Here is a 24,635-nt window from a genome sequence, read left to right as displayed (position 1 = left end):
CTCTACCAGTACCGCAACGCTTGCCGAAACAGGTCCGCCAGAACCGGTTTGCTCATTTCGCGCGGCGCGTTCTGCAACAGGCGCTGCTGCGGGTGGGCCCCCTCGGTCAGGGCCGCCACGTCGTCGTCGGTGTAGCCCACGCCACCGAGCCCGTTGGGCATGCCCACGGCCCGCATGATGCGGATGAGTTCGGCGGCGAGCACCTCGCCCGCGTCGGTCGCGCCGGCGCCCCGCGTGTCGGCGCCGAGCAGCCGGGCGCCCTCCAGGTGCCGCTCGGGGCTGACCTCAGCCGTGAAGCGGAACGACGACGGCGCGTTGAGGATGACGGCCATGCCATGCGGCACGAGCGGCTCCTCGGCCGGGTAGCCCGAGGGGCGGAAGTCGCGGACCAGCCCGGCCACCGCGTAGGCCATGCCGTGCGGTGCATGAACGCCCGCGTTGCCGAACGCGATGCCCGCCAGCGTGGCCGCCCACATCATCTCTTCGCGTGCCTCGGCGTCGGAGGCGTCGTCGACGGCGCGCTCCAAAAACTGGCCCAGCACGCGCAGCGCCTCGCGGCAGCCGAGATCGCTCCACGGATTGGCGCCCTGGCTCATGGGTCGCAGGCTGGGGCGTTCGGCGGCGCGCCGCCGCACATAGGGCCGGGCGGTGTAGGACTCCAACGCGTGCGACAGCACATCGAGGCCCGCCGCGGCGACGACCTCGCGGGGCAGGGTCGCGGTGCAGTCGGGGTCGACCAGCGCCTCGGTCGGACGCAGCGCATGCGAAGCGATGCCGGTCTTGGCCGACATCGAGACGAGGTCGAAGATCGCGATGCCGGTGACCTCGCTGCCGGTGCCCGCCGTGGTCGGGCAGGCGATATGTGGCTTGAGCGGGCCGGGGACGGGCTGGCCCTCGCCGACCGGCTTGTTGACGTAGGCGAGAAAGTCGGCGGGGTGGGTGGCGTACAGGTTGGCGGCCTTGCAGGTGTCGATGACCGACCCCCCGCCCAGCGATACGTAGCCGTCGGGGTTGCAGTCCTGCGCGAACCGCGCCGCGTCCTTGAACGACGCGTCGGTGGGCTCGACGTGGACGTCGGTATAGGCGACGACGTCCAACCCGGCCGCCACCAACGAATCGCGCGTCTTGGCGAAGATGGGCAGTCCGGCGACGGCGGCGTCGGAGAACAGCGCCACCCGCCGCAGCCCCAGGGCGCCGGCCCGGTCACCGACCTCCGCCAGGCAACCCCGCCCGAAGGTCACCCGCGACGCGTCGATGGTGAAGGCGCCGTCGCAGTCCTGGTCGGGGGTGGGGTATTCGCAGCACGCCATGGCGCCATTATCTCGGGCGTTCAACGAGAGCCGAAGGCCCTCGCCAAGGCGTCGCCCTGCAGGGTGAACAGCCGCTGGGAATCGGACCAGTCGGGCAGCAGCGAATCGAACCCGTGGCAGGCGCGCGGAAACACGTGCAGTTCGGCGGAGACCCCGGCGCGCAGCAGCGCCACCGCGTAGTCGACCGCCTCGTCGCGGAACGGGTCTATCTCCGCGCAGGTGATCAAAGCCGGTGGCAGACCGCCGAATTCGCCCCGACGGGCGGGCACGGCCGCGGGCGCGACCCCGCTGTCGGGGCCGAGGTAGTACCGCCACATCTGCTCGGCCGCCTCGCCGTCGAAGGCCGGGCTGGCGCAGAACTCGGCCTTCGACGCGGTCTCTCGATCGTCCAGCACCGGCTGGTGCAGCAGCTGGAACGCCACCGCCGGCAGCGAGCCGTCGGCGGCGCCGTGCGCCAGGCACGCGGCCAGGGCGGCCCCGGCGCTGCTGCCCCCGACGGCCAGGCGCGCCGGGTCGACGCCCAGTTCCGCCGCGTTGGCCGCCACCCAGCGCAACACGGCGACCGCGTCGTCGAGAGCCGCGGGAAACGGGTGCTCGGGCGCCAGCCGGTAGTCGACCGAGACCACCGTGCAGCGGCCCCGGCGCGCGAGTTCCACGCACTGCCGGTGATCGGTGTCGAGGTTGCCGAGCGCGAACCCCCCGGCGTGGCAGTACACCAGAACGGGGGCCGGACTCTCCGGCGCGCCGTGGTAGATCCGCACGGCGACGGCGCCGGACCCGGCCGCCACGGTGTCGTCGACGATCCGGACGCCCTGGGCGTCGGTCTGTTCGGCGGCCGCCCGGCGGCGCTCGTTGAACGGTTCGCGCATGAGCCGGATCGCCTCCGGCGAGAAGTCGGTTCGCGTCGTCGCGACGGCTCGCAGCGCGGGATGCAGGCGCCCGAACCCGTCCAGCTCGGTCATCGAGGGCCCGCGCCCTCGGCCCGGAAGCTGAAGTCGGCGGGCTTGAATCTGCGCGTCATCCCCCAGAACGTACGCGCGCTGCGCGGCCACTGGGTCACCACGCGCCCGTTGGCGGCGCGGAAGTAGTTGCTGCACTGGGTGGTCCACACCGTGCCGACCATCCACCGGTCGACCTTGGCCATGAAGTCGCCCAGCGCGGCCGGCCGCACCGCGATGTACCTTTTGTTCTTGCGCCGCAGGTATTTCAGCGCCCGCACGATGTAGCGGGCCTGGGCCTCCAGCATGAAGATCACGCTGTTGGAGCCGACGTTGGTGTTCGGCCCGTACAGCATGAAGAAGTTCGGGAAGCCGGGAACGGCCATGCCGAAATACGCGTGCGCCCCGTCGCGCCACACCTCCCGCAGCGTCACGCCGCGCTCGCCGCACACGTCCAGCTCACCCAGGTAATCGGCGGCGGCGTAACCGGTGGCGCACACCACGACGTCGACATCGCGTTCGGTGCCGTCCTCGGTGACCAGGCTGCGCGCGCGCAGGCAGCGGGCCGGGCTGTCCAGCACCTCGACGTTGGGCCGGGTCAGGGCGGGCAGGAAGTCCGAGGAGAAGACCAGGCGCTTGCAGCCCATCGGATGGTTCGGGGTCAGCTTCCGGCGCAATTCCGCGTCGGCGACGGTCCGCTCGAGCAGGCCGAGCGCGAGCGCGGTGAAGTCCTTGGTCTTTTCGCTGCCGTGCTCGATCACCGAAATGTTGGCCTCGCTGCGCAGCCACAGCCGGGTCCGGTACAGCTTCTTGGCGAACGGAACGTGCGCGAAGATCCAGCGCTCCCGGCGCGTGTAATGCCGGTCGGGCTTGGGCAGTATCCAGGTCGGCGACCGTTGCACGGAGTACACCTTGGCGGCCACCTTGGTCAGTTCCGGCACCAGCTGCGAGGCCGTCGATCCGGTGCCCAGCACGGCGATCCGCGCGCCCTCGAGCGGGACGGAGTGATCCCACCGCGACGAGTGCATCACCGTTCCGGTGAACGGCTCCTCCTCCACCAGGTCCGGGAGGAGCGGCCGGGTGAACAGGCCGACGGCGGAGACCACGATGTTGAAGCGGTGGCGTTGGCCGTCCGCGGTGGTCAGGCACCAACGCTGGGCATCCTCTTCCCAACGCGCGGAGCGGATTTCGGTGCGCAGCTTCAGGTGTGGCCGCAGGCCGTGCTTGTCGGCGCACCTCTCGAAGTATTCGAGGATCTCGGGCTGCGCGGACCACAGCCGCGACCAGTGCGCGTTCAGGTCGAACGAATACGAGTACAGGTGAGACTTGACGTCGCAGGCCAGGCCCGGATAGGTGTTGATCCGCCACGTGCCGCCGACGTCGTCCTCGCGGTCGAAGATGGTGAAGTCACGAAAGCCGGCCCGCGCGAGCAGGATCCCCAGCGCCAGGCCGCCCGGTCCGGCACCGATGATGCCGACGGACAGGCCCGGGCTCATCGGATCTGCAGGCATTGGCCACCGTCGACGACCAGCTCCGAGCCGGTGATGAACGAGGCCGCATCGGAGACGAGAAATGCGACCGCGTCCGCGATCTCGCCCGGTTGCCCGATCCGCCCGAACGCCGACGACGCGGCGAGCCTCAGCTGGGTGGCGTCGTCGAGCATCGGGGTCGCGATGGGCCCCGGGAACACCGCGTTGACCCGGATGCCGAGCGGGGCGAGTTCGGCGGCTGCGTTCTGGGTCAGGCCCCGCAGCGCCCACTTGGCGGAACCGTAGGCGCTGTGCCGCGGGAAGGGGCGGATGGCGCCGGTGCTGCAGATGTTGACGACGGCCGCGTTCGTGGCGGCGCGCAGCTGCGGCAGCACCGTTTGGATCCCGAGGAACGCGCCGAAACAGTTGACCCGCCAGGAGCTTTCGAAGCCCTCGGCGGTCTCGTCGGCCAGCGCGGCGCGGTGCAGGACGCCGGCGTTGTTGACCAGCGCGCTCAGCCCGCCGAAGCGCTCGACCACCGCGCGGACCGCCGCCTCCCACTGTGGCTGGGAGGTGACGTCGAGCTCGATCCCGATCATGCCGTCGTCACCGAGTTCGTCGACCGCGGCGGCGAGTTCGGCGGCGCGCCGGTCGCAGGCGGCCACCGAATAGCCGTCCGCGTGCAGCCGCTTGGCGATGGCCCAGCCCTGCCCGCCGGCGGCGCCGGTCACCAGCGCGACGCGTTGGTTCATGACGACGTGACCTCGGGGGTGTCGGACAGGCCGCGGCTGGTGACGAACTGGCACCGCCGGCGCCGAAAGCGCCACCGCCCGTCGGTGAGCGCCAGCTCGTCGTCGTAGAGGGCGGGTCGCAGGTGCAGGTCACCGGACCTGACGAACAGCACCTGCGACCGGGCCGTGGCGGTGTCGCCGCGGACGTCGATCCGCGACACTCCGGTGTGGTGCAACCCGCGCGGCGCGTCCCGGAACATCTGGGCGATGCCGTCGTGGCCCGCGAAAGTCCGGCCGTAGACCAGGAACTCGGCGTCGGGGAGGAACAGCGCCACGCACTGGTCGATGTCCCCGGCGTCGAGGGCCAGCGCGTAGGCGGCGATCACCTCGCGGATCGCGGTGTGCTCGTCGGTCATTGTCCGGTCGCCTCGCGGAGATGCTCGGCGGCCCCGCGCCGCAGCGCCTGCGATTCGGCCGCCAGGGTGATCATCCGGAATCCGAGCTTCGCCATCGTGCGGCCCGTCGTGCCGTTTCCCGCGTGAACGCCGGTGAGCAGACCCGCGGTGGTGGCGGCGGCGTGGATGCGGGCGATGGCGTCGATGATCGCCGGATGCTGGGTTGCGCCAACGACATCCACGCCCATCGACAGGGCCAGATCGGCGGGCCCGACATACAGGCCGGCCAGGCCCTCGACGGCGCAGATCTCGCTGAGGCCCGACAGCGCCGCGGCCGTCTCGATCATCGCGAACACGCTGACGCGGGATTCCAGGGCGGCGGCGTCGTGGCCGAGGCTGGCACGCAGCGGGCCGAAGCTGCGGATTCCCCGGGGCTGGTGGCGGGTGGCCGCCACCGCGGCGGCGGCCTGATCCGCCGACTCGATCATCGCGATGACGACGGCGTCGGCGCCGGCGTCCAGCACCCGCCCGATCGGCGCCGCGTCGGCGTTGGGCAGCCGCACCACGGTGCCGATCGGGACGTGCTCGATGCGGCGCAGCATGCGCGCGATGTCGGCGTCGTCGAGGTAGCCGTGCTGGGCGTCGAAACCCACGTAGTCGTAACCGGCCCGGGCGAATTCCTCCGGCGCGAGCTCCGTCGGCCCGGTGATCCAGCCGCCCCATATCGGGCCCGGGTTGTTGCGATCGAAGCCACTCATCCCGCGATCGCGATCTTGATGCGGTCGGGGTCTGGCCGGCAGGCCAGGTCGAATGCGGCCTGCACGTCGTCGACACCAAAGGTGTGCGTCAGATAGGTGCGGAGCAGCCCGGGGTGCTCGTCGGCGAACTTGGCGGCGAGGTCCAGGACGCGTCGCCGTTCCTGGGTGACACCGGATTTCAGCGTCAGGTTGTTGCGCAGCATCAGACGCATGTTAATCGGGTAGGCCTCGTCGTCGGCCACGCCGAAGTAAAAGACGGTGGCGCCGGGTGCGGCGGCCTCGATGGCGTGTCCCAGGGTCGCCACCTGGTGCCCCACCGCCTCGATGACGACGTCGGCGCGGTCGCCGGGGGCCAGTTGGCTCACCCAGCGGTCGCTGGTGGCCCGCACCGGGTCGTCGACCCCGAAAGCCGTTGCGTGGCCGCTGCGGTCGACGGGATCGACCCCGGTGACGCGCCGGGCGCCGGCCGCCTTGGCGACATAGGAGAACAGCAGCCCGATCGAGCCCTGGCCGATGATCGCGACGTGCCGCCCGGACAGGTCCGGCAGCTGCTCGCACGCGTACAGGACGCAGGCCAGCGGCTGCAGGCCGACCGCCTCCGCCGCGCTCAGCGCGGGGTCGTACGGCGTCAGCATGTTGCCGTCGCTGATCACACGTTCCATCAGGCCGTCGAACCGGGACGCCCAGCCGACCACGCGATCGCCGGCGCGGTGGTCGGGGTGCCGGCTGGCGATGACTTCGCCGGCCACCTCGTGGATCGGGAAGCCGTCCTTCTCGGCGGCGCTGCGTCCGTCGTCGCCCGGGAGCCGGCCTCGGTTGCCGCGGAAGGCCGGCAGGTCGCTGCCGCACACGCCGGCGGCCGAAAACTGCAGCAGCACTTGCCCGTCGGTCAGGTGCTCGACCGTGTTGTCGGGGATCGACGTCCGCTCGAACAGGTACGGCGCGACGATCCGGTAGGACCACACGTCAGACCTCCACCGGGATCTTGTTGTATCCCCACTGGAAGCTGGACGGCAGGCGGGCGGCGGCGTCGCCGTGGATCGTGTAGTCGGGCACCCGGCGAAGCCATTCGGCCAGCAGCACAGCGACTTCCAGCCGGGCGAGGTGGTAGCCGATGCAGAAGTGCTGTCCGCGGCCGAAGGCCAGCGAGCGACGGATGGGCCGGTTCCAGATGAACTCATCGGGCTGTGGGTATTCTCGTTCGTCGCGATTGGCGGAGGCCAGCAGCGTGATGACGCGCTGGCCCGGCCGGATCGTCTGGCCGTGAATGGTGAAGGGTTTGCGCGCGGTTCGGGCGAACCACTGCGCCGGGGCGCAGAACCGGATCATCTCCTCGCGCGCGACCGGCACGTTGTTGTCGGGGTCGGCGCGCACGGCGGCCAGCTGCTCGGGCCGCTGGCTGAGCTCCCACAGGCCGTGGGCGACGATCTTGGGTACCGTTTCGGTCCCGCCGATGAAGATGCAGAGCATCTGCATGGCGACCTCGATGTCGTCGAGCTCGCTGCCGTCGGGCAGGCGGTAGCCGAGCAGTCCGTCGACGACGCCGAGCGGATCACCGGAAGCGTCGGTGCGGCGGCGCTGCACCGCGGGCACCAGGAACTCCATGTAGTTGGGCCGCGCCTCGGCGGTGTCCACGCCCACCCCGGGCTCCGCGAGGCTGCCGGCGTTCACGGCGGCCAGCACCTGCGGTGCGAGATCGGTTGGTATGCCGAGCAATTCGCAGACGATCGACGCGACCACGATGCCGCCGTAGTCCTGGGTCAGGTCGAACGAGCCGCGCGGCAGCAGCTCGTCGAGGCGTTCGTTGGCCAGCGCGCGAATCCTGTCCTCCAGCCCCGCGACGGCCCGGGGCCGCAGCGGCGCCGAATGCGCGCGACGGATCTGGCCGTAGAGGTCCGCGTCGAACACGGCGTGGAACGGCAGCGGGTGCAGCGGCGGGTCGTCGACCGGTCCGGTGTTGTGCTTGGCCAGTACGGCCGCCGCGGGCAGGGTCCCTTCCGACGCCACGAACGTGCCGTCGTTGACCTCCAGGACCCGCCAGATGTCGTCGAAGCGGGACAGCGCGAAGGTGTCCCACTGCGGCATGTAGTACGCCGGGTGCTGGTCGCGCAGGATCCGGTAGTAGGGCAACGGATTTGCCATCACCTGCGCGTCGAACGGATCGTACGAAAAGCTCACTGCAGTGGTGAGGGGGGTAGGGCCTGCAGGATGGAGTCTTCCCAGCCGTCGCGCAGGGCCGGCGCCACGCTCATCCACGTGACGATCTCCGCGGGCGGGCTGTCCTTCCAGGACGGGTAGTGATTGGCGAAGCATTCCCAGCCGCCGTCCAGCGCCCAGTAGTGGATGACCTCGTTGTAGCGGAATGTCGTGGTGAAGGAGCCGAGCCAGCGCTTGCCGGTGCGCTCCGACCAGGGGACATACAGGCGCTCCAGCTCGCGGATGTAGTCGTCCTGGCGCCCCGGCTTGGTCTGCATGATCTCCTGGATCACCAGCGGCGCAGCGAAATTCGACTCGCGAAGCTGTGCCAGCGTCTTGTTGCTGGGACCGGGGTACATGATCCGGCCCTCCCCCGAGGCGCCGATGTCGGACAGGTACGCCGCCCACTTGCCGGCCGCGGTCTCGTGGCTGCCGCCGCACGCCTGGGCGGCGCCGATGCGGGCGTAGTCTGCGAATCCGTCGATCTCCCAGATGATCGTGGCCTGTGGCCAGTGGCCGTTGTACGGGGTGGTCTCCCAGATCGCGAACAGCCGGGCGCCGAGCTCGTCCATCATCGGCCGGTAGATGTCGGTGAAGGTTTCGGTGAAGCCGTCGCTTCGCCCGGATCCCAGCGAAATCGTCTCGTGCAGGTAAAGCAGGGTGTGGCCGTAGTACTTCTTCATCAGGAGAGCCGGGTCGCCGCGTCGCACAGCAGCGTTTCGACCGGATCGGCTGGGCCGCAGCCGATCCCGGCCTCGGCGAGCGCGTAGCCCTTGAATCGGCGCGCCGCCATGCTGAGGACGTGCTGGGTGCGGGTCATCGCGCGATCGACCGCCAGCGGCCACCCGTCACCCCACAACGCGAGCTCGGTCAGCCGGTCGCCCATGGCCTCGAGCACCTGCTCCCGCACCCGTGCGTCGGCGCTGAATGCCTCGGCGCTGACCGCCAGGCTGTGGCTCGCTGCGCCCGCCGGGTCCGGCCGCTCGTCGGCGTCCACCGGGCGCACCCCGAGGATCCGCAGCGCGCGGGTGTCGCAGCCGTGCGGCAGCAGCACGGTCACCTCCCAGCCGGCCATCACCCGGTCGTAGAGCCAACCGCCGGCGGACGCCACGACGTCGGCGGTGCTGGCCGCGACGACGTCCAACCGGTAGCGCAGACAGTCACCGTCGGCGCGGGCCGATCGTGCGGACCTGACCCGGCTCTTGTGGCCGATGTGGAACGTTGGGGTGACCATCGTGGGCGTTTCCTGCAGCGCTCGTCCTGGGCTTGTTGTCACCGGACAGCGTGACACTTCAGGCTAAATTTGTAAAGGTCTCGCGGACCGGTCACGAGCCGCGGCGGGCCTTGAGTTCGGCGAGCACCTCGTCGGTGTGCTGACCCAGTTGCGGCGCCGCGGAACGCGGCGACCACGGCGTGCCATGGAAATCCGCCGGTGTGGCCACCATCGCGACCGAGGCCTCCCCATCGGGCACGTCGACGATGCCGCCCGCGGCGTGGAACTGCTCGTCGGCCACGACGTCCTCGAGCGCGTTGACCGGCGACCAGAACAGGTCGGGTTCGCCCGCGAAGACCTGCGCCCATTCGTCGAGCGGGCGGGTCGCGAAGATCCCGTCCAACTCGGCGATGAGCTGGACCGCATTGACGGCGCGGGATCGGGCGTCGGCGAATCGCGGATCGTCGGTCCACTCGGGCCGGCCCACGGCGCGACACAGCGGGGGCCAGTGCCGGTCGGCCTCGAGCCCGACGATCCAGAACCGCCGCCCGTCGCCGGCGGCGTAGTTGTTCATGCACGGGTTGCCCATCGATTCCCGCTGGCCGATCGCGATGGGCTGGCCGGTCAGCAGATAGGTGTTGAGGTCGAAGCTGACGGTGTAGACGCCCTGGCGGTACAGCGAGGTGCTCACCAGCTGGCCGGCGCCGGTGCGTTCGCGGGCGAGCAGCGCCGCGCACACCGCCGCGGCCAGGGTCATCCCGGCGGAGTGGTCGCCCATGCCGCCGCGCTGGAACGGGGGCGTGTCGCCGGGGCGGGTGAGCAGGTGGGCGACCCCAGCCCGCGACCAGAACGCGGCCACGTCGTAGGCGGCGCGGTCGGCGTCGGGCCCCGTCTCGCCGTACCCGGTGATCAGGCCGTAGACCAGGCGGGGGTTGCGGGCCGACACCGACTCGAAGTCGAGCCCGAGGCGTTGCAGCGCGGCGGGCCGCACGTTGGTCACGAAAACATCGGCGTCGCCGAGCAATTCGAGGGCGGTGTCGCGGCCCTCGTCGGTGGTGAGGTCCAGGACGACGCTGCGCTTGGACCGGTTGTCCATTTCGAACGGCGGGTTGACCCCGAGGTCGCACCCCAGCATCCGGCCGAACAGGCGGCCCGGGTCACCGGTCGGCGGCTCGATCTTGATCACGTCCGCGCCCCAGTCGGCCAGGATCCCGCCGGTGGCCGGTCCGGCCACCCAGACCCCGAGTTCGACGACCTTGATGCCTTCCACCGGTCCGGCCATGGGTTACTTCTACACCATGCCGGCCGAGCGCTAGCGTGACGTTCGAGCGCGACGAAAGGAACACCATGAGCCTGGTAGCCGGACGCGGTCCGCTCAGCAGCGATCCGGCCGGGCGGTTCTCGCCGGCGATACCCGCCGAGGTGGTGTACGTCGAGCCGCACCCGCGGCGCGTCCAGGCCTTCAAGGACGGACGCCCCGTGATCGACACCGAGCGGGCGCTGCTGGTGCACCGGCGTGGCCGCCCGCTGAGCTACGCCTTCCCGGCCGACGCGGTCGGCGACCTGCCGGCCGAGCCCGAGCCCGATGCCCCCGGCTTCGTCCACGTGCCGTGGGACGCCGTCGACACCTGGCGGGAGGAGGGCCGCGAGCTGGTGCACTACCCGCCGAATCCGTACCACCGCATCGACTGCCGCCCAACGCGGCGCCGGCTGCGCGTCTCGGTCAACGGCACCGCGCTGGTCGACACCGACGACACGCTGATCCTGTTCGAAACCGCCCTCGCGCCCCGCCTCTACGTCGACCCGAAGCACGTGCGCACCGAGCTGCTGCGGCGATCCGAGACGTCGAGCTACTGCAACTACAAGGGCTTCGCCACCTACTGGTCGATGGGTCCTGTCGACGACGTCGCGTGGAGCTACGACGAGCCGTACCCGGAAAGCCTGCCCATCAAGGGATTTCTGAGTTTCGACGAAGCCCGGGTGGACGTGACGGCCCAACTGCCGCTCACCTGAGCCGCGAAAGTGCCACTGGCGACGCATTTCTCGAGAGGCGGCGTCGGTAGTTGCACTTTCGCGGTGAACTCAGCCGCCGTAACTGGGACGACCGAGCCCCAGCGCGTGCTGCGCGATCATGTTGCGGAACACCTCGAGGGTTCCGCCGTAGATCCCGAGCGGTAGCGAGAGGCGGTAAAGGTGTTCTGCCGCTCCGTTACTCGCGGCGCCGGGGGTGTCGGTGGGCAGCGCCGACGCGGTCCCCAGGATGTCCATCAGGTCCGGGGTGATGTCGCGCATCGTCTGCGCGATCGCCACGCGCCCGAACATCCCGGGCGTGGAGAGCGCCGCCTCCATTCGCGCGACGGCGCGCCCCAGCCGGTATTTCACCGACTCGTCGTCCACGTCGGAAACCAGCGCCGCGACCGTGTCGACCACTTCGGCCATGATGTCGCCGTGGCCCGCCATCGCCGCGACGTACTGCAGGCCATGGTCTTCCTGGTCCACGATGCCGTGCTCGGAGTCGAGCGCCGCGCGCATCACCGTCCAGCCGCCGTTCACCTCGCCGATGCGGTAGAGGTCGTCGACGCGCACGTCGCTGTAGTAGACGATGTTGGTGCGGTCGCCGTCGAGCGTGCGGATCGGTTGGATCTCGATGCCCGGCGAATCCAGGGGCACCAGAAACATGGTCAGGTTCTTGTGTTTCCGCCCCTGCGGGTCGGTGTTGGTGAGCAGAAAGACGTATCGGGCGTTCTGCGCGTTCGAGGTGAACATCTTGGAGCCGTTGATGACCCACGCGTCGCCGTCGCGCACCGCCCGCGTCTTGCAGGTGGCCACGTCGGAGCCGCCCTCGGGCTCGGTGTACCCCAGGCACAGCCGGATCTCGCCGGACAGCACACCGGGCACCACTTTGCCGGCCAGCTCCGGCGCGCCGAATTGCTGCACCAGCCGCGCGACGACGGACGTGGTGCCCCAGTGGTACCACGGCGTGTGGGCGCGGGCGATCTCCAGCTGGAAGATGCGCCGCCGAACCGGGCTGAAGCCCCCGTCGCCCTCCGCCTTCCAGTCCGAGGCCAGGTAACCGGCCTCGCCGAGCGCCAAATGCACGTGCTCGTCGAAGTTTTCGCCGAATTCCAGCTGGCGGGCGAGCACCTCGTCGGTGACGTGCTTGGTGATGAAGGCCCGGGTCTCGTCAAGGAATTCCTGGTCCTGCGTGGAGAGTTCGACGTGCGAGAAGTCCATTTAGATCGCGTCAACCACTTGAGTCCGGAACCGGTCGAGGGTCTCCAGCGCGTGCGCCACGCTGTCGCCGGGCAGATGGACGCTCACCCACGTCACGCCCACGGCCGCAAGCTTTTCCAGTCCATCGAGGTACGCGTCGGCGTTGAACCCGTCGGACGCGGGGCTGCCGCCCTCGAAGTTGGTGAACGTGACGTCGATCGCGGACCAGTCGCGGCCCGCCGCGTCGCAGCGCCGCCGCAGATCGTCGATGCCCTCGGTGAGGCGTTGCACGGAGTCGATCACCGCGGTGCCCGCGGTCTGGGCCAGCTGCGGCGGCGCGGGGAACGGGCACCAGCCGTCGCCGTGCTGCGCGACGCGCTGGCGCGCGGTCGTGGTGTTGCCGCCGATCCAGATCGGCGGGCAGCTCGCCGGCCGTGGGTGCGCCGTGATGCCCCGGGCGGTGAAATGCTTTCCCTCGAAGGTGATGTCGTCACCGGTCCAGATCGCCCGGATCACCTGCAGCGCTTCGTCGAACAGCTCGGCGCGCTCGTCGTAGTTCACGCCCAGCGCCGCGAATTCACGCTTGAGGTAACCCACGCCGACGGCCAGCGTGAAGCGGCCGCCCGAAAGCAGGTCCAGCGAAGCCCCGGACTTGGCCACCACGAACGGGTTTCGATACGGCAGCACCACGATGTTGGGGATCAGCCGCAGGGTCGTTGTGCGGGCGGCCGCATAACCCAGCGCGACAAAAGGATCCAGCGCGTCGTGCCCGCCGGCCTCCAGCCAGCGCTGCGACGGCGCCGGGTGGTCGGTGAAGCCGAACCCGTGGATCCCGGCCGCCTCGGTGGCCGCCGCCACCGTGGCGATGCCCTCCCCGCTCACCAGCTCCGGGTTGTACGGGTGGCTGTGCATCGGGTGGGTGATGGTGAAGCGCATGCGGGCGGCCAGACGTTAGAACCGCGCGCGCGAATCGATCGCGGTGTCGCTGGTGCGCAGCGGACGGATCAGCGCCTCCTGGGCGAACGAGCACAGCAGCTCGCCCTCCTCGGAATGCACCGTGCCGCGCACGTAGGACATGCCCGCGCCGACCTGGGTGCTCTCGTGGCTGTAGAGCAGCCAGCCCTCCCAGCGCACCGGTTCGTGGAACGCGACGGAGATGCTCATCGGCGCGGTCGACACCGTCAGGTGCGCCTGGGCCGTGCCAATGCCCGGGTGCGCACGCATGGTGGTCGAAATCCCCAGGTGGCCGGTGAAGTACGCCAGCAGCGCCTTGGCCAGGTCGTCCCGGGTCGGGATCGGTTCGTAGTGCAGCCACGCGTACAGCTCCGGCGGCCCGACCTCGTCGGGGCTGTTCACGTCGACGACGTCGACCAGGCGCAGTTCGCGACCGACCATCGGCATCGGCGAGTGGTGGGCGTCCGCCGGCGCGGCCACCTCGGGACGCGGCAGGTGGTGGCGGATGACGTCGTCGGTGGGCACGTCGGCCAGCACGGTGATGCTCAGGCAGCGCCGGCCGTTCTGATGCACCGCGACCACGGCGGTCGCGGTGGACCGGCCCTCGGCCACCACGTCGAGCACCAATTCGATCGGCGGCCCGACGGTGACCGCGCGGGAGAACACCGCGTGCGCCGAGCGCACGGACTTGTCCGGGAATCGTTTGGCCACCGCGACGATCGCCTGGGCGAGCACCTGGGTGCCCTCCACCACCTGCCGTTCGTCGCCCGCGGCGATACCCGTGTCACCGGTGAACCGATCCTGCCCGTCGGCCCGCACGTCGAAGAGATCCAGCAGGCCCTGCACCGTCCACTCGGTCTGCTCGGATTCCTCGGAAGCTTTAGTCAACTCCGCTCCATCTCTCGCGCCAGCAGCTCAGGGCTCAGCGTGACACTTTGAGTAGGATTTGTAAAGCTTGGCTAACAGACACAAGGGAGGCAACGCAATTGGGCATCGTGACGAGCACCTCGGAGACCGCCTTTGCCCATCCCGCCGAGGCGGTGTACGACTTCGTGACCAATCCGGCGAACTGGACGAAGACGTACCCCGGCAGCGCGCACATCGGCAAGTTGCCGGAGCTGCCGCTCGAGGTCGGTGACACCTGGGAGGAGGCCGGCCCGGACGGCGAGCGGATCTTCAGCTGGCAGCTGGCCATCGCCGACCGGCCCTCGCTGTTCGTGTTCAATTCGGTGGGCCGCCTCGGCCACGACCGCGACGGAAACGGCGGGCTCGAAGGCCGGATCACCGTCACCTATCGGTTCACCAGGCCGGGCCGGGACGTCACCCTGTTCTCCCGGACCATGGCGATCGAGGCCTACAAGCACGCGCCGCTGCCCGATCAACTCTTTCAGCAGGCCAACCCGGCGCGCATCGACGCCTATCACGAGGCCGTGGCGCGCGAACTGGGCGAGATTGACACCGGTGCACGTCCTGCGTGACACTTTCCCGATGTTTTGTAAAGGCGTGGCCGGATGATTCCCGAGCCCCTGGCCAACGGCTTCTGCTTCGGTGAAGGCCCGCGGTGGTTCGAGGGACTGCTGTGGTTCTCCGACATGCTCGGCGAGGCCGTCCACACCGCGGACCTGCGCGGCACGCTCACCACGTTGCCCCTGCCCGGGCGCTCGCCGTCCGGCCTGGGGTTCCGCCCCGACGGGTCACTGCTGATCGCCTCGACCGAAGACCGGCAGGTGCTGCGCTACGACGGCGAAACGGTCGTCCCCGTCGCCGATCTCGCGCACCTGACGCCGGCCAATCTGGGCGACATGGTCGTCGACGACACCGGGCGGGCCTACATCGGATGTCAGGCGTTCTCCGGCGGCGCGATCATCCGCCTCGATCCCGACGACTCGGCCACCGTCGTCGCCGAGGACCTGGACTTTCCCAACGGCATGGTGATCACCCCCGACCGGAAGACGCTGATCGTCGCCGAATCGACAGCCCGCCGGCTGAGCGCCTTCACCATCGACGCCGACGGCGGGCTGGGCGGGCGCCGGGTGTTCGCCGACGGCCTCGACGGGCCGCCCGACGGGATCGCGCTCGACGCCGAGGGCGGGGTGTGGGCGTCGATGACGCTGGCCCACCAGTTCGAGCGGATTACCGAGGGCGGCGCGGTGACCGACCGCATCGACATGGGCGAGCGGGTGGCCATCGCGTGCGCCCTCGGCGGCCCCTCGCGCCGCACGCTGTTCTTGCTGTCCAGCACCGACGCCTATCCGCGGCGCCTGATCGGCACCAAGCTGTCCCGGCTGGACGCCGTGACGGTCGACACGCCCGGCGCTGGCCTACCCTGACACCGCGAGAGGTGGACGAGTGACGGATTCCTATTACGAGCTGATCGACGACACCGACCCGCTGGGTGAAAAGTTCCGGGCCACCGACCTGGCCCGCGGCACCTGGTCGGCGGCGATCCAGCACGGCGGGCCGGTGTCGGCGCTGCTGGTGCGGGCGCTGGAACGGTGCGACCAGCGCGCCGACACCCGGCTGTCCCGGGTCGTCATCGACCTGCTGGGCGGGGTGCCGGCCGAGGGCGACCTGTGGGTGAGCTCGCAGGTGCAGCGCGGCGGCAAGCAGATCGAATTGGTCAGCGCCGAGATGCTCGCCCCGGGTCCCGACGGCCAACCGCGGCCGGTGGCCCGCGCCAGCGCGTGGCGGTTGCAGCAGCAGGACACCCGGGCGGTCGCCCACTCGGCGGCCCCGCTGCCGGGACCGCGGACCGAGGCCCGCAACCGCAACCTCAAGGCGCGGGAATGGGACCGCAACTACGTGCACAGCCTCGAGTGGCTCTGGCTCACCGAACCGCTGAGTGAGGGCCCGGGCGAGTCCTGGATCAACCCGACCGTGGATCTCGTCAAGGGCGAGACCATGACGCCGCTGGAGCGGCTCTTCGCGGTGGCCGACTGCGCCAACGGCATCGGCAGCAAGCTGGACATCACCAAGTGGACCTTCCTCAACACCGACCTCGCCGTGCACGTGTTCCGGATCCCCGACGGCGACTGGATCGGCATTCGCGCGGAAACCAGCTACGGGCCGGACGGCATCGGGACGACGGTCGGCACGCTGTTCGACGAGCGCGGCGCCGTCGGCGCCATCCAGCAGTCCGTGCTGGTGCGCGCGCGGCCTGGCCGGGAAACGAAAAAACCGTGACACGTTGGCGATACTTCGTAAAGTTTCTGTTATGAGCCAAGCGGCAGAGATCGACACCTCGACGCGTCAGCGCATCCTCGATGCCACCGCCGAAGTACTCGGCCGCAACGGCCAGACCAAGCTGAGCCTGTCCGAGGTGGCCGCCCAGGCGGGGGTGTCGCGCCCCACGCTGTACCGCTGGTTCGCGTCCAAAGAGGAACTGCTGTCGGCGTTTTCACAATACGAGCGGCAGGCCTTCGAGAGCGGGTTGGTCAGGGCCACCGCCGGGCTGAAGGGGGTCGACAAGCTCGACGCCGTGCTGCGCTTCATCGTCGAGTTCCAGCATTCGTACTCCGGTGTGCGCATGGTCGACGTCGAGCCCGAGCACACCGTCGCCCAGTTCGGCCGCGTCATCCCGGAGATGCGCGCCGGGCTGCAACGGCACCTGTCCGGACCCAATGCCGCGGTGAAGGCGGCGACGGTCATCAGGATCGCGATCTCGCACTACATCGTCCGAAGCGACGACGCCGACCAGTTCCTGGAGCAGTTGCGTCACGCCGTCGGGATCAAGGGCAGCACCTAGTCGAGCTGCACCGCGACGCTGACGCGGCCCCTCTCGTCGCGGCTGGCGACCGCGTGTCCGGTGCGGTCGGCGCCGTCGAAGTTGAGCAGCGTGATGGGCCCGCCCGCGCCGAGGAAGTTGCGCCACCAGGTCTTGCTGTCGGGCGACATGACGTTGATGACGATGCCGTCGCCGGAGCGCCGGTACCCGACCGGGGTCTGGATCGTCTTACCCGAACGCCTGCCGACGTAGCGAATCTTGATCAACCCGCGTCGCACCAGCGGCCCGACGACGGGCGCGTCGATCATGCCGCCAAAGAAACGGTTGATGATTCCGGCAATGGGGGTGTCGAAGATTCCAGATGCCATGAATTCCAGCGTATGTCAGTCGAACAGCACCGCGGCGTTGAGGTAGCCGGTCGGGTCCAGCGCCGCCTTGACCGCCCGCATCGCGGCGATGTCGGCCGGCTCCCGCGACATGCCCAGGTACGGGCGCTTGCGACTGCCGACGCCGTGCTCGGAGCTGACGTTGCCCCCGGACCGCGCGATGAGGTCCATCATCGGCTCGTACAGCTCCCGCTCCCGCTCGGCCGGGCAGCGCAGCACGTTGAGGTGCAGGTTGCCCTCGCCGATGTGGCCGAACAGCACCGGCAACGCCTCGGGGGCGTGCGTGCCGATCAAATCGGCCGCCGCCCTTGCGAATTCGCCGATGGAAGACAGCGGCAACGACACGTCGAACTTCAGCGGCGGCCCGTACACCCCGAGCACGTCGGCGAGGGCTTCCCGCACGCGCCACAACCGTTGCTGCGCAGCGACATCCACGCCCACCGCGGGTTCGCCGCACAGCCGCACGCCGCCCAACAGGTCGGCGAGGCGATCGGTCTGGTCGTGGTCGGCGGCCAGCTCGACCAGCAGCAGCCAGTCGGCGGTTACCGGTGGGCCGACGCCGAGGTGTTCGGCGGTCAGCGCCGCGGCGCGGCCGTCGATCAGCTCCAGCGCCGCGATCCCGTCGACGTCCCGAAAACAGCGGCCGGCGTCGACCAGCGCCTCGAGGTCGGCGAACCCGCAGACCGCCGTCACCCGATGCGACGGCGTGGGGTGCAACCGCAGGTCCAGCGCGGTGATCACGCCCAGGGTGCCCTCGGCGCCCACGAACAGCGCCGGCAGGTCGTAGCCGGTGTTGTCGCTGCGCACCCGGCTGTGGCGGCGCATCAGCGAACCGTCGGGCAGCGCCACCTGCAGGCCGACGACTTGCTCCCCCATGTTGCCGTACCGGACCGTCCGCAGGCCGCCGGCGTTAGTCGAGGCCATGCCGCCGACCGTCGCCGTGTCGCGCGCCGCCAGGTCCACGCCGAACACCAAACCCGCCGCGGTGGCGGCACTTTGAACGGCGGCCAGCGGCGCGCCGGCGCCTGCCTCGACGCGGCGCTCGACGGTGTCGACGTCGCCGACGGCGCCAAGCCGTTCGGTGGACAGCAACACGTCGTCGTGCTCGGGGACGGTGCCGGCCACCAGCGAGGTGCGGCCGCCCTGCACCGTCACGTTCGCCCCGGCGTCGCGGCACACCCTCAGCACCGCGGCGACCTCCTCCGCGGACCCGGGCCGCACCAGCGCGCTGGCCCGCCCGCGGTAGCGGCCGGTGTGGTCGATGCTGCGGCCGGCCAGCACGTCGGTATCGGTGATGACGTGATTGGAACCGACGATCCCCGTCAGGTCCGCAAGGCTGCCCGGCATGCTCGCGGTTATAGCACCGCGCCGACTAGAGCCAAAACAGCGACATGTCCTCCGCGCCGGACGCGACGGCCGGGCGCCCCCCGACCCGCAGCATGCGGCGCAACTCGGTCGACTCGACGCTGCTCAGGAACTTCGACCAGGACGCCACCTCGGGATGCCGCTGCAGGAGGGCTCGCCGCTGGCGCTCCGTCATGCCGCCCCACACACCGAATTCCACGTTGTTGTCCAACGCTTCCGCCGCGCACTCCCGCATGACCGGGCAGCGCCGGCAGAACGCCGCGGCCTTGCGCTGGGCGGCACCGGTGACGAAGAGGCCGTCACCGTCGGTGGCGGTGCACAACGCTCGCGACACCCATCGGGCCGGGTCGTCCTCGTCCGCGCTGCGGACGAGCCCGCGGACGCCGGTACCGTACGTTCTCCGACCGGCGAGGGTTGACACTGACATGAGCTGATCCCTTCTTCCGGCCCGAGGACTCCCCGCAGGTCAATGCGTAATTCCCCGCGATCGCGGGGCTTAAACACACGTCGAATAGGGAAGCGGCCGGGAAGGGTCAGAACGCCTTGTGCGGCACGTCGGTGACCAGTCCGCCGTCCATGACGAACTCGCTGCCTGTCGTGTAGGAGGACTCGTCGCTGGCGAGGAACAGCACGAACGTCGACACTTCGCGCGACTCGCCCGGGCGGCCCAGCGGGACGGTGACCATGTCCTCGGGCAGCTTCGCGGTCATCGGGGTGCGGATGAAACCCGGGTGTATCGAGTTGACACGGATGTTGAACGGCGCGAGTTCCAGTGCCGCCGACTTCGCCAGGCCGCGCACCGCCCACTTCGACGCGACGTACGGGTGCACCGCGGGCGCGCCGCGCAGGCCCTCGATCGACGACACGTTGATGATCGACCCGCCCCCGGCCTCGGTCATGGGATCGACGGCGACCCGCATGCCCAGGAAGGTGCCGGTCAGGTTGACGTCAATCACCTTCTGCCACTTGCCCAGATCGAAATTTCTGAGCTGCCCCAGCGCCACGATGCCGGCGTTGTTGACCAACACGTTGAGCCTGCCGAATTCGCCGGTGGCCGTCGCCACCGCGGCGTCCCACTGGTCGGGCTGGGTGACGTCAAGGTGGACATACCGCGCGGCCTCGCCGAGCTCGTCGGCCAGCGCCTTGCCCTCGTCATCGAGGATGTCGCCGATCACCACCTTGGCGCCCTCGTCCACGAGCATCCGCGCGTGCGAGGCGCCCATCCCCCGGGCGCCACCGCTGATGAGCGCAACTTTGCCGTCTACCCGTCCCACTGCGGGGCTCCTTTCGGTTACGTGACTACCAGGTTGTTCGGGGCGTAAAGACCTTTGCCGGTGACCAGCGGAAGGTCGAGCGTGGTGCGGATGCCGGGCGGGGCCGCGATCACCGAGGGGATGGCGTTGACGATGCGCCCGGCCGCGCCGACGATCGCGGCGTGGTTGTGGTCGCCCTTGCGGCTGCTCGGGACGACGTCGACGGCGTAGGACGGTTCCCCGGTGATCTCGACGCGATAGGAGCCGCCGCCGGAAGCCGGCTGCGGCCAGTCGGGCCGCAGGTCGGGGCGCAACCGGGTGATGTGCTCGATGACGATGGCCGGGTGGCCCGCGGACATGCCGCGGATCTCGAACTGGAGCGCGGCCATGGTGCCCTTGGCCACGGGCCCGACCGCGATCTCGAAGTCCTCGGGCGCCGGTTCGCGCTGGCACGAGTCGGTGATCTCGTCGATCTCGATGCCGAGGCCGGCCGCCAGCTGACGGATCGCCGTGCCCCAGGCAATGCTGAGCACTCCCGGCTGCAGCAGCATCGGCATCTCGTCGAGGGGCCTGCCGAACCCCATGTAGTGCATGACCTCGGCGCCGTCGTAGGTGGCGTAATCGGCGATCTCCATGCAGCGCACCTGCTCGATGCTCTGACAGGTGCCCGCCAGCGCGAACGGGATGAGGTCGTTGATGAACCCGGGATCGACACCGGTGATGAAGACGCTCGAATTTCCTTGCCGCGCAGCGTCTTCGACGCGGGCGATGTACTTGTCGGGCATCACGCCCCACGGGTATTGCAGCAGGCCCGGCGAGGACCCGACGACGTTGATCCCGGCGGCCAGGATGCGCATCACGTCGGCCATCGCGTCGGGCAGGCGGGTGTCGCCCATCGCGCAGTAGACGACGCACTCGGGCTTGGTGGCGACAATCGCGTCGAGGTCGCCGACCGCGGCGACGCCCGTCACGGTCGGGGTATCCAGGCCGACGCCGCACAGTTCCCCGGCGTCCTTGCCGACCTTCTCCGGCGTGGAGACGCAGACGCCCGTCAGCTCGAACCGCGGGTTGGTGATCAGTTCGGCCAGGGCCAGCCCCCCGACATTTCCGGTGCCGACGTGCGCGACGCGGATGGCCATCAGAGTCTCCGTCCCTCGAACGCTCGAAACGTTTCTAGACAGTAGTCCACTACTTCTCAGGCGCCTACCGGACCCGATATCGCACCGGGCAGAATTGACAAGCTGTGGCACAACGCGAGGACGTCCAATTCGTCTCCGGCGACGACCGGATCAGCGCATGGCTCTACCGCCCCTCCAATGGCGGCGGTCCGGCGCCGCTGGTGGTGATGGCGCACGGCTTGGGTGCGGTGCGCACCATGCGCCTGGACGCCTATGCCGAACGGTTCAGCGCCGCCGGCTACGCCTGCCTGGTGTTCGACTACCGCAACTTCGGCGACAGCGGGGGCCGGCCGCGCCAACTGCTCGACATCAAGATGCAGCTCGCGGACTGGGCGGCGGCGATCGCGTACGGGCGCACCCTGGACGGCATCGACCCCGATCGAATCGGCCTGTGGGGCACGTCGTTTGGCGGCGGGCACGTGATCGCGACGGCGGCGCGGGTGCCGGGCATCAAGGCCGTCGTGGCCCAGTGCCCGTTCACCGACGGCGTCGCGTCCGCGCGCACGCTGAGCCCGGTGATCTTCGCGCGCATCGGTGTCCTGGCGGCGCGTGACCTCATCGCGGCCCGGCTCGGCCGGCCACCGGTGCTGGTGGCCGCGGCGGGCAAACCCGGCGAGGTCGCCTTGATGAACGCCCCCGACGCCTACCCCGGCTATCTGCGGCTGGTTCCCGAGGGCCAGTCGGTGCCGAACGAGGTCGCCGCCCGGTTCGCGTTGAAGGTGATCACCTACCGGCCGGGGCGCGCCGCCGCAAAGATCGGCTGCCCGATCCTGTTCTGCGTGTGCGAAGCCGATTCGGTGGCGCCCGCGGTGCCCACGTTGCGCTATGCGGCCAAGGCGCCGCGCGGCGAGGTCAGGATGTATCCCGAGGGCCACTTTGCGATCTATGTGGACGACGCGTTCGGGCGCGTGGTGCAGGACCAGATCGCGTTCCTCGACCGGCATCTGAAGCACGCGCAGATGTAGCTCCGGCAAACTTGCGCAAAACGCCAGATTTCCTGCCGGGACGGCTCTAGTCTCGGTCAGTACCTAATACCCACGGTCGCGGATAAGTCTGTTTGACCGGGCGGGGTCCCAGTCTGTGGGGAAGGACGGGGAGATGTCGCAGTTAATCAGCACACCCGAGACGCTGGCCTCGACGGCCGCCGACGTGCAGACCATCGGATCGGCGATCAACGCCGCCCGCGCCGGCGCGGCGGGCCAGACAACCGGCCTGGTGGCGGCGGCCGAGGACGAGGTGTCGGCGGCGATCGCGACTCTGTTCGGCGCCTACGGCCAGCAATACCAGGCGACCCTTTCCCAGGCCGCCACTTTCCACACCGAATTCACCCGGGCGCTGGCGGCCGCCGCGAGCAGCTACGCGCAGGCCGAGGCCGCCAACGCGGCGCTCGTCGCGGGGATTTCCAACGAGGTCACCGCGCCGCTGCGGGCGATGCTGGGCACGACGGCGCTCACCGGTGGCGCGTCGACGGGCCCCAGTGTGCTGGCGTCGATGGTCACTTCGCCGGCCGGGGACCCGCTGTACGCGTTGATCATGGGCGGCACCAACAACCCGCAGCCGGACCCCTTCTACGTCAACAGCGTCTACAACGCCTACATCAAACCGGCGTTCGGATCCGCGATCGTCCAGGGTCTCTTCACGCCCGAGCAGTTCTGGCCGGTGACACCGAACCTCGGCAACATGACGTTCGGCCAATCCGTCGCCAAGGGCGTCACGCTGCTCAACAACGCGATCTACTCCACGCTCAACGGCCAGCCGAACAACAGCGCCGTCGTTTTCGGCTATTCGCAGAGCGCCACGATCGCCACCAACGAGATACGCAACCTGATGGCCGCGGGCTCGCCTTTCTCGAATCCCGGCCAGTTGTCCTTCGTCCTGATCGGCGATCCCAACAACCCCGTCGGCGGGATCCTGGAGCGCTTCCCCGGCTTCTACATCCCGTTCCTGGACGTCGCGTTCAACGGCGCGACCCCGCCGAATTCCCCGTACCCGACCTCGATTTACACGCTCCAGTACGACGGCATCGCCGACCTGCCCCAGTACCCGCTCAACCTCGTCTCCGACCTCAACGCGTTCATGGGCTACTTCTTTGTCCATGGGAGCTATCCGGACCTGACGGCGACCCAGGTCGCGACCGCGGTGCAGCTGCCGACCTCGCCCGACTACACCGGCAGCACCAAGTACTACATGCTCATGTCGCAGAACCTGCCGCTGCTGGAGCCGATCCGCGCCATCCCCTACGCCGGCCCGCCGATCGCCGACATCTTCCAGCCGGACCTGCGGGTTCTCGTCGACCTGGGCTACGCGGACTACGGACCCGGCGCCAACTACGCCAACATTCCGACTCCGGCAGGGCTGTTCGACATCCCGAATCCCTTCACGGTCATCCCCGACCTCGCCCTGGGCGCGGTGCAAGGTCCGTACGGCGCCGCCGTCGAAATCGGCGTGGAGTCGGGGCTGTTGTCCCCGTCGTACTTCCCGAACACCTATCCGTGGGTGCCGTCGATCAATCCGGGCCTGAACATCTCGTTGGGCCAGTCGAGCACGACGCTGCTGTCCGTACTCAGCGGCGCCGCCGGCAACGTGCTGCACCTCATTCCGCCGCCCAACTTCGGCTGAGGCTTGGCCGGGCTACGGGCCGAGCGGACTGTCGTTGCGGATCGATTCGTCGCGGATCAGCCCCCGCAGCAGCGCGGTGCTGAACTCGGCGGCGATCTCCTTGGCGGTGCGCCGCCCGCTGGGCCGCAGCCATCGGTAGCTGCCGAGCGTCATGCCGATGTAGCCCAGCGCCACCACATGCGAGTCGCACTCGAAGAACTCGCCGCTGGCGATGCCGCGGTCGATGAGCCCGTGCACGTGCTGGTAAACCTGGGCCTCCTTCTCGCGGACCTCGGCGACCTGTTCGGCGGTGAACCATTCGGTGATGTACGGCGCCTCTTGGAAATACACCGCGGCCCGCTCGGGATCGCCGGCGATGCCGGTGAGCAGGCGGACGGTGTACTGGTAGAGCGCCTCGCGCGCCGTCCAGGACGGGTCGTCGTGCACGGCGGCCAGGGTGCCCTCGGCGGCCTGGCGGTAGATGTCGAACAGGATCAGCGACTTGCTGGCGTAGTAGTGGTAGACGGTTGCCTTGTTCAGCCCGATCACGTCGGCGACGTCGTCCATCCGGGTGCCGTGATAGCCGCGCGCGGCGAACAGCTTGGTGGCGACGGCCAGCAACTCCTCGCGGCGGGTCACCCCGTTCTCGGATGGCATTCGTACTCTCTATCGTCGCTGCGGCGGGCCGCGGTGCGACCCGGTTAAGGCAAAGTATCAATCAACTGGTTGGACAGTTTAAGGCCACCGCCGCCTGTCGCACCGGCGGCTCTGCGACTACCATGGTGTGTCGAACTGGTCGCGAGTCGAGAGGTGGGGACATGGATCCGAGTCCGGACTATGACATGAGCGACGAGATCGAGTTCTTCTTCAAGTACGTGCCGTGGGGTCTGCGCGGTGTCGTCGACGGCAACGGGTATCCGCCGCCGGCCTACCCGCCCGTCTAACCGCGAGGCA

The 24,635-nt window shown here is 69.7% G+C and carries 28 protein-coding genes; 8 read left to right on the top strand and 20 right to left on the bottom strand.

Annotation, left to right across the window (positions count from 1 at the left end):
* Positions 1-2: 2 nt before the first annotated feature.
* The 11 genes from AWB89_RS07320 to AWB89_RS07270 all read right to left on the bottom strand — a co-directional run bounded on the left by AWB89_RS07320 (position 3) and on the right by AWB89_RS07270 (position 10,292).
* Positions 3-1,310 (bottom strand): hydroxyacid-oxoacid transhydrogenase, encoded by a 1,308-nt coding sequence (locus AWB89_RS07320; protein ID WP_085172557.1) that lies wholly within the window; start codon positions 1,308-1,310, stop codon positions 3-5.
* Between the two features lie 20 nt (positions 1,311-1,330).
* A complete protein-coding gene (locus tag AWB89_RS07315; protein WP_085172555.1) occupies positions 1,331-2,272 on the bottom strand; it encodes an alpha/beta hydrolase in 942 nt (313 codons plus the stop codon).
* Positions 2,269-3,759, bottom strand: coding sequence for a flavin-containing monooxygenase (locus AWB89_RS07310; protein WP_174627815.1), 1,491 nt, complete (start codon positions 3,757-3,759; stop codon positions 2,269-2,271). The genes AWB89_RS07315 and AWB89_RS07310 overlap by 4 nt, the downstream gene beginning before the upstream one ends.
* Positions 3,741-4,469, bottom strand: coding sequence for an SDR family NAD(P)-dependent oxidoreductase (locus AWB89_RS07305; protein WP_085172551.1), 729 nt, complete (start codon positions 4,467-4,469; stop codon positions 3,741-3,743). Before AWB89_RS07305 ends, AWB89_RS07310 begins: the two co-directional genes overlap by 19 nt.
* Entirely contained in the window at positions 4,466-4,864 is a 399-nt protein-coding gene (locus AWB89_RS07300; protein WP_085172549.1) for a nuclear transport factor 2 family protein, read from the bottom strand. The genes AWB89_RS07305 and AWB89_RS07300 overlap by 4 nt, the downstream gene beginning before the upstream one ends.
* Positions 4,861-5,601: an HpcH/HpaI aldolase family protein gene (locus AWB89_RS07295; RefSeq protein WP_085172547.1), complete on the bottom strand. Its 741-nt coding sequence runs from the start codon at positions 5,599-5,601 to the stop codon at positions 4,861-4,863. Before AWB89_RS07295 ends, AWB89_RS07300 begins: the two co-directional genes overlap by 4 nt.
* Positions 5,598-6,566 carry a zinc-binding dehydrogenase gene (locus AWB89_RS07290; RefSeq protein WP_085172545.1) on the bottom strand — a complete coding sequence of 323 codons (969 nt, stop codon included), beginning with the start codon at positions 6,564-6,566 and terminating at the stop codon, positions 5,598-5,600. The genes AWB89_RS07295 and AWB89_RS07290 overlap by 4 nt, the downstream gene beginning before the upstream one ends.
* Before the next feature lies 1 nt (position 6,567).
* Positions 6,568-7,779, bottom strand: a complete 1,212-nt coding sequence (locus AWB89_RS07285) for a cytochrome P450 (RefSeq protein WP_085172543.1) — start codon at positions 7,777-7,779, stop codon at positions 6,568-6,570.
* Entirely contained in the window at positions 7,776-8,480 is a 705-nt protein-coding gene (locus AWB89_RS07280) for an NIPSNAP family protein (protein WP_085098787.1), read from the bottom strand. Before AWB89_RS07280 ends, AWB89_RS07285 begins: the two co-directional genes overlap by 4 nt.
* On the bottom strand, positions 8,480-9,031 hold the full coding sequence (locus AWB89_RS07275; RefSeq protein ID WP_085098475.1) for a hypothetical protein: 552 nt from the start codon (positions 9,029-9,031) through the stop codon (positions 8,480-8,482). The genes AWB89_RS07280 and AWB89_RS07275 overlap by 1 nt, the downstream gene beginning before the upstream one ends.
* Positions 9,032-9,122: 91 nt before the next feature.
* Positions 9,123-10,292: a CaiB/BaiF CoA transferase family protein gene (locus tag AWB89_RS07270; RefSeq protein ID WP_085172540.1), complete on the bottom strand. Its 1,170-nt coding sequence runs from the start codon at positions 10,290-10,292 to the stop codon at positions 9,123-9,125.
* A 65-nt stretch (positions 10,293-10,357) separates the two neighbouring features.
* On the opposite strand from AWB89_RS07270, the gene AWB89_RS07265 reads away from it, so the two are divergent.
* Positions 10,358-11,023: a DUF427 domain-containing protein gene (locus AWB89_RS07265; protein ID WP_085172738.1), complete on the top strand. Its 666-nt coding sequence runs from the start codon at positions 10,358-10,360 to the stop codon at positions 11,021-11,023.
* 69 nt (positions 11,024-11,092) lie between these two features.
* On the opposite strand, the gene AWB89_RS07260 is transcribed toward AWB89_RS07265, so the two are convergent.
* Genes AWB89_RS07260 through AWB89_RS07250 form a run of 3 tightly spaced genes read right to left on the bottom strand, consistent with a single transcriptional unit; the run spans position 11,093 to position 14,065 of the window.
* Positions 11,093-12,244 (bottom strand): acyl-CoA dehydrogenase family protein, encoded by a 1,152-nt coding sequence (locus AWB89_RS07260; RefSeq protein WP_085172537.1) that lies wholly within the window; start codon positions 12,242-12,244, stop codon positions 11,093-11,095.
* Entirely contained in the window at positions 12,245-13,159 is a 915-nt protein-coding gene (locus tag AWB89_RS07255; RefSeq protein WP_085098466.1) for an LLM class F420-dependent oxidoreductase, read from the bottom strand.
* Positions 13,160-13,174: 15 nt separating this feature from the next.
* A complete protein-coding gene (locus tag AWB89_RS07250) occupies positions 13,175-14,065 on the bottom strand; it encodes an acyl-CoA thioesterase (protein WP_085172535.1) in 891 nt (296 codons plus the stop codon).
* A 98-nt stretch (positions 14,066-14,163) separates the two neighbouring features.
* Between AWB89_RS07250 and AWB89_RS07245 the strand changes: the two genes are divergently transcribed.
* Genes AWB89_RS07245 through AWB89_RS07230 form a run of 4 tightly spaced genes read left to right on the top strand, consistent with a single transcriptional unit; the run spans position 14,164 to position 16,922 of the window.
* Entirely contained in the window at positions 14,164-14,655 is a 492-nt protein-coding gene (locus AWB89_RS07245) for an SRPBCC family protein (protein WP_085098461.1), read from the top strand.
* 33 nt (positions 14,656-14,688) lie between these two features.
* A complete protein-coding gene (locus AWB89_RS07240; RefSeq protein WP_085098458.1) occupies positions 14,689-15,507 on the top strand; it encodes an SMP-30/gluconolactonase/LRE family protein in 819 nt (272 codons plus the stop codon).
* 19 nt (positions 15,508-15,526) lie between these two features.
* A complete protein-coding gene (locus AWB89_RS07235) occupies positions 15,527-16,360 on the top strand; it encodes a thioesterase family protein (RefSeq protein ID WP_085098456.1) in 834 nt (277 codons plus the stop codon).
* Between the two features lie 31 nt (positions 16,361-16,391).
* Positions 16,392-16,922 (top strand): TetR/AcrR family transcriptional regulator, encoded by a 531-nt coding sequence (locus AWB89_RS07230; protein ID WP_085098453.1) that lies wholly within the window; start codon positions 16,392-16,394, stop codon positions 16,920-16,922.
* Here the strand turns inward: AWB89_RS07230 and AWB89_RS07225 are convergent.
* The 5 genes from AWB89_RS07225 to AWB89_RS07205 all read right to left on the bottom strand — a co-directional run bounded on the left by AWB89_RS07225 (position 16,919) and on the right by AWB89_RS07205 (position 21,044).
* Positions 16,919-17,269 (bottom strand): hypothetical protein, encoded by a 351-nt coding sequence (locus AWB89_RS07225; RefSeq protein WP_085172533.1) that lies wholly within the window; start codon positions 17,267-17,269, stop codon positions 16,919-16,921. The two genes, AWB89_RS07230 and AWB89_RS07225, sit on opposite strands and share 4 nt — an antisense overlap.
* A 15-nt stretch (positions 17,270-17,284) precedes the next feature.
* Positions 17,285-18,634 (bottom strand): FAD-binding oxidoreductase, encoded by a 1,350-nt coding sequence (locus tag AWB89_RS07220; protein WP_085172531.1) that lies wholly within the window; start codon positions 18,632-18,634, stop codon positions 17,285-17,287.
* Positions 18,635-18,659: 25 nt separating this feature from the next.
* Positions 18,660-19,079 carry a WhiB family transcriptional regulator gene (locus AWB89_RS07215; RefSeq protein WP_085098444.1) on the bottom strand — a complete coding sequence of 140 codons (420 nt, stop codon included), beginning with the start codon at positions 19,077-19,079 and terminating at the stop codon, positions 18,660-18,662.
* 106 nt (positions 19,080-19,185) lie between these two features.
* Positions 19,186-19,926, bottom strand: a complete 741-nt coding sequence (locus AWB89_RS07210) for a glucose 1-dehydrogenase (protein WP_085098441.1) — start codon at positions 19,924-19,926, stop codon at positions 19,186-19,188.
* Positions 19,927-19,943: 17 nt separating this feature from the next.
* Positions 19,944-21,044, bottom strand: a complete 1,101-nt coding sequence (locus AWB89_RS07205) for an NAD(P)H-dependent amine dehydrogenase family protein (protein WP_085172529.1) — start codon at positions 21,042-21,044, stop codon at positions 19,944-19,946.
* Positions 21,045-21,148: 104 nt separating this feature from the next.
* Here AWB89_RS07205 and AWB89_RS07200 point away from each other — a divergent pair, with 104 nt between their 5' ends.
* Entirely contained in the window at positions 21,149-22,048 is a 900-nt protein-coding gene (locus tag AWB89_RS07200) for an alpha/beta hydrolase (RefSeq protein ID WP_085172527.1), read from the top strand.
* Positions 22,049-22,181: 133 nt separating this feature from the next.
* On the top strand, positions 22,182-23,702 hold the full coding sequence (locus AWB89_RS07195; protein WP_085172737.1) for a PE family protein: 1,521 nt from the start codon (positions 22,182-22,184) through the stop codon (positions 23,700-23,702).
* A 12-nt stretch (positions 23,703-23,714) separates the two neighbouring features.
* Here the strand turns inward: AWB89_RS07195 and AWB89_RS07190 are convergent, their stop codons facing one another.
* Positions 23,715-24,338, bottom strand: coding sequence for a TetR/AcrR family transcriptional regulator (locus AWB89_RS07190; protein WP_085098432.1), 624 nt, complete (start codon positions 24,336-24,338; stop codon positions 23,715-23,717).
* A gap of 161 nt (positions 24,339-24,499) precedes the next feature.
* Between AWB89_RS07190 and AWB89_RS26940 the strand changes: the two genes are divergently transcribed.
* The gene (locus tag AWB89_RS26940; RefSeq protein WP_108637325.1) at positions 24,500-24,625 is read left to right on the top strand and encodes a hypothetical protein; all 126 of its coding nucleotides are present in this window, start codon (positions 24,500-24,502) and stop codon (positions 24,623-24,625) included.
* Positions 24,626-24,635 lie beyond the last annotated feature (10 nt).

This window comes from Mycobacterium paraense (assembly GCF_002101815.1).
GTDB lineage: Bacteria > Actinomycetota > Actinomycetes > Mycobacteriales > Mycobacteriaceae > Mycobacterium > Mycobacterium paraense.
This window is presented reverse-complemented; position numbering and strand designations above follow the sequence as displayed.